Source organism: Kocuria aegyptia (assembly GCF_039530085.1).
Taxonomy (GTDB): Bacteria; Actinomycetota; Actinomycetes; order Actinomycetales; family Micrococcaceae; genus Kocuria; species Kocuria aegyptia.
In genome coordinates this window covers 1-1,509 of sequence record NZ_BAAAOA010000050.1, presented here as the reverse complement: position 1 = coordinate 1,509, position 1,509 = coordinate 1, and the positions used below count along the sequence as shown (strand labels likewise).

General features: G+C 57.0%; 1 rRNA gene. It reads left to right on the top strand.

The features are described from left to right. A 23S ribosomal RNA gene (locus ABD220_RS17830) occupies positions 1-1,468 on the top strand; the annotation flags it as partial. Between the last annotated feature and the right edge of the window lie 41 nt (positions 1,469-1,509).

Here is a 1,509-nt window from a genome sequence, read left to right as displayed (position 1 = left end):
AGCCGAGCCGGGCGATGGTAGACCCGGTCTAAGCGTGTAGGGCGATCCGTTGGCAAATCCGCGGATCACACAGCCTGAGACGTGACGGGACCCCCATCCGTGGGGGGATTCGGTGATCCTATGCTGCCGAGAAAAGCATCGACGCGAGGTTCCAGCCGCCCGTACCCCAAACCGACACAGGTGATCAGGTAGAGAATACTAAGGCGATCGAGAGAATCATGGTTAAGGAACTCGGCAAAATGCCCCCGTAACTTCGGGAGAAGGGGGGCCCCGACCGTGGACACCACTTGCTGGTGCGAGCGGGTAAGGGCCGCAGAGACCAGGGGGAAGCGACTGTTTATCAAAAACACAGGTCCGTGCGAAGTCGCAAGACGATGTATACGGACTGACTCCTGCCCGGTGCTGGAAGGTTAAGAGGACCTGTTAGCCTCACGGCGAAGCGGAGAATTTAAGCCCCAGTAAACGGCGGTGGTAACTATAACCATCCTAAGGTAGCGAAATTCCTTGTCGGGTAAGTTCCGACCTGCACGAATGGAGTAACGACTTCCCCGCTGTCTCAACCATGAACTCGGCGAAATTGCAGTACGAGTAAAGATGCTCGTTACGCGCAGCAGGACGGAAAGACCCCGAGACCTTTACTATAGTTTGGTATTGGTGTTCGGTGTGGCTTGTGTAGGATAGGTGGGAGACGGTGAAGCGGGCACGCCAGTGCACGTGGAGTCAACGTTGAAATACCACTCTGGTCACTCTGGACATCTAACTTCGGCCCGTGATCCGGGTCAGGGACAGTGCCTGATGGGTAGTTTAACTGGGGCGGTTGCCTCCTAAAGAGTAACGGAGGCGCCCAAAGGTTCCCTCAGCCTGGTTGGCAATCAGGTGTCGAGTGTAAGTGCACAAGGGAGCTTGACTGTGAGAGCGACAGCTCGAGCAGGGACGAAAGTCGGGACTAGTGATCCGGCGGTACATTGTGGAATGGCCGTCGCTCAACGGATAAAAGGTACCTCGGGGATAACAGGCTGATCTTGCCCAAGAGTCCATATCGACGGCATGGTTTGGCACCTCGATGTCGGCTCGTCGCATCCTGGGGCTGGAGTTGGTCCCAAGGGTTGGGCTGTTCGCCCATTAAAGCGGTACGCGAGCTGGGTTCAGAACGTCGTGAGACAGTTCGGTCCCTATCCGCTGCGCGCGCAGGAAATTTGAGAAGACCTGTCCTTAGTACGAGAGGACCGGGACGGACGAACCTCTGGTATGGCAGTTGTACCGCCAGGTGCACCGCTGCTTCGCTACGTTCGGAAGAGATAACCGCTGAAAGCATCTAAGCGGGAAGCTCGCTTCGAGATGAGATTTCCACGCACCTAGTGTGCGAGAGGCCCCCAGCTAGACCACTGGGTTGATAGGCCGGAGGTGGAAGCACGAACCAACGACGTGTGCAGCCGACCGGTACTAATAAGCCGACAACTTACACCACACCCCACCCCCCAACACTGTTGGGACCCTGGGTGGGGAACA